The sequence below is a fragment of the Micromonospora sp. I033 genome (assembly GCF_053890995.1).
The window spans coordinates 1-2622 of sequence record NZ_JBSSLX010000368.1; the positions used below are offsets into that span (position 1 = coordinate 1).

General features: G+C 76.8%; 3 protein-coding genes and 1 pseudogene. 3 read left to right on the top strand and 1 reads right to left on the bottom strand.

Annotated elements, in window-relative coordinates:
* From ACW0Q9_RS30155 to ACW0Q9_RS30165, 3 genes and pseudogenes are all read left to right on the top strand, one after another.
* Nucleotides 1-534 (top strand): annotated as a pseudogene (locus ACW0Q9_RS30155) (flavin-containing monooxygenase); the annotation flags it as partial.
* Nucleotides 531-1355: an SDR family NAD(P)-dependent oxidoreductase gene (locus ACW0Q9_RS30160; RefSeq protein WP_456187109.1), complete on the top strand. Its 825-nt coding sequence runs from the start codon at nt 531-533 to the stop codon at nt 1353-1355. The pseudogene ACW0Q9_RS30155 and the gene ACW0Q9_RS30160, both read left to right, overlap by 4 nt.
* A 9-nt stretch (nt 1356-1364) precedes the next feature.
* Nucleotides 1365-1874 carry an NUDIX domain-containing protein gene (locus tag ACW0Q9_RS30165; protein ID WP_456187111.1) on the top strand — a complete coding sequence of 170 codons (510 nt, stop codon included), beginning with the start codon at nt 1365-1367 and terminating at the stop codon, nt 1872-1874.
* Between the two features lie 51 nt (nt 1875-1925).
* Here ACW0Q9_RS30165 and ACW0Q9_RS30170 read toward each other — a convergent pair whose 3' ends face one another.
* Nucleotides 1926-2576 (bottom strand): LysE family translocator, encoded by a 651-nt coding sequence (locus tag ACW0Q9_RS30170; protein WP_456187113.1) that lies wholly within the window; start codon nt 2574-2576, stop codon nt 1926-1928.
* Nucleotides 2577-2622: the final 46 nt, after the last annotated feature.

Genomic DNA, 2622 nt, shown 5'->3' on the forward strand with positions numbered 1-2622 from the left:
CCTAGAGGTGGAGACGGGACGACCCCCAGCCTCGCCGCCGGGCTGCTGTCCCGGCTCACCCACGGCGACATCCAGGCCCGCCCCGGCATCGCCCGGTTCGCCGGCGACCGCGTCGAGTTCACCGACGGCCGCACCGACGAGGTGGACCTGGTGGTGTGGTGCACCGGCTACCGGGTGGAGATCCCGTTCCTCGACCCCGACCTGCTCGGCGACGGCGCCGACCGGCTGCCGCTGTACCGGCACGTGTTCCACCTGGACGCCCCGGGGCTGGCCTTCGTCGGGCTGATGCAGTCCACCGGCGCGGCGTTCCCGCTGGTCGAGGCCCAGGCCCGGCTGGTCGCCGGTCGGCTCGCCGGCACCTGGGCGCCGCCGGACCGGGCCCGGCAGGCCGCCGCCTGCCGGGCCGAGCTGCGCGCCGCCACCACCCGGTGGGGGCAGCGCCGGCCGCACATGCGGGTCGACTTCGACGCGTACCTGGCCGAGCTGGAGCGGGAACTGGCCGCCGGGCGGCGCCGGGCGGAGGTGCGGCGGTGAGCGGGCTGGCCGGACGGCGGGTGCTGGTCACCGGCGCGCGGGGCACCTTCGGGCGGCACCTGTGCGCCGCGCTGACCGGCGCGGGCGCCCGCGTCGTCGGGCTGGACCTGCACCCGGACGAGGACGGCGAGGTGCCGGTGCTCGGCTGCGACCTGACCGACCCGGCCGCCGTGCCGGCCGCGGTGGCCGCCGCCGTCGACCGGCTCGGCGGGCTGGACCTGCTCGTCAACAACGCCGGCGTCGGGGGACCCGCCCCGGCCGAGCTGCCCCCCGACGAGGTGGTCCGCCGGCAACTGGAGGTCAACCTGCTCGCCGCCTGGCGCACCACGGCCGCGGCGCTGCCCGCCCTGGAGGCGGCGCGTGGCCGGGTGGTCTTCGTGGCCAGCCGGATGGCCGTGCTGCCGCTGCCCCTCGCGGCCGCGTACGGGGTGAGCAAGCGGGCCGTCGTCGCGTACGCCGACGCGCTGCGCCACGAGGTCGGCACCCACGTCGGGGTCAGCGTCGTCTACCCGAGCATGGTCGCCTCGCCGATCCACGACAGCACGGCCGAGGCCGGGCTGTCGCTGAGCGGGGTGTCCCGACCGGAGCCCGTCGAGGGGGTCGTGGCGGCGATCCTGCGCGCCGCCACCGCCCGCCGGGCGCCGCGGGACGTGGCCACCACCGCGCGGGGCCGGCTGGAGCTGGCCCTGGCCCGGCACGCGCCCGCGCTGGCCGACCGGCTGGTGCGCCGTACCGTCGCCGGGCGGATCGCTGCCGGCGACCTGGACGCCGCTCCGTTGGCCGCCGGCATGCTCCGGCGGCACCACGAGGCCCGCCGGTAGGGTGCCGCCATGCCAGTCTCGCCCTACATCGCGCGGATGCGCCGGCACATCGGATCCGACCTGCTGATGCTGTACGGGGTCAGCGCGGTGGTGACCGACGAGGCCGGGCGGGTGCTGCTGGCGCGCCGCGGCGACAACGGCCGCTGGTCGGTGCCGGCCGGCACGGTCGACCCGGGCGAGCAGCCGGCCGACGCGCTGGTCCGTGAGGTCCGTGAGGAGACCGGCATCGAGATCGAGATCGAGCGGGTCGGCGGGGTGGCGACCCACCCGGTCGTCTACCCCAACGGGGACGCCTGCGAGTTCCTCAACGTCTGGTTCCGCTGCCGGGCGGTCGGCGGTACCGCCACCGCCGACGGCGAGGAATCCCTCGCGGTCGGCTGGTTCGCCCCAGACGAGCTGCCCGAGCTGGACGACTGGTCGCACCTGCGGATCGCGACCGCGCTGCGCGAGGACACCCGCTCCTGGTACGCCGCACCCGGTGAGCGCCACCCGGCGCTCACCCGGCCGGACAACCTCTGACCGGGCCCGCCCCCTCGACCGCGGCGCCCTCCCGTCGGCCCGGCGTGCCGGTCAGGGGGTGGCGACGGCGGCGCGCGAGCGGTCCGCGGCGATCCGGACCGCGAGGCCGGCCAGCACGGTGCCCATCACGTAGCGCTGGGCCCGCGCCCAGGCGGGCCGCCGGGTGAGGAACGCCGACACGGTGCCGGCGGTCAGCACGATCAACCCGTTCACGGTCAGCGCGATGCCGATCTGGGTCAGCCCCAGCAGCAGGCTCTGCACCGCCACGTGCCCGCGCGCCGGGTCGACGAACTGCGGCAGCAGCGACACGTAGAGGATGGCGATCTTCGGGTTCAGCAGGTTGGTGACCAGGCCCATGGTGAACAGCCGCCGCGGGCGGTCCGGCGGCAGCGGCGCCGGGGTGAACGCCGACCGCCCACCGGGGCGCAGGGTCCGCCAGGCCAGCCAGAGCAGGTAGGCCGCGCCGGCCAGCTTCACCGCCGTGTACAGCGGCGGGACCAGCACGAAGACGGTGGCGATGCCGGCCACCGCGGCGGCCAGGTAGACCAGGAATCCGACGGCCACGCCGAGCAGCGAGACCAGCCCGGCACGCCGCCCCTGGGTGACCGACCGGGACACCAGGTAGACCAAGTTCGGGCCGGGCGTGAGCACCAGACCCAACGCCACCAGGGCGATTCCCACCAGCGCGCCGACCGTGACCACGTGTCCTCCCCGCCGTCCGTCCTGCCCGGACCCTACGCCGGCGGTA

Coding starts and splice junctions, on each gene's coding strand:
- ACW0Q9_RS30165 (WP_456187111.1), top strand. CDS start 1,365: ATGCCAGTCTCGCCCTACATCGCGCGGATGCGCCGGCACATCGGATCC.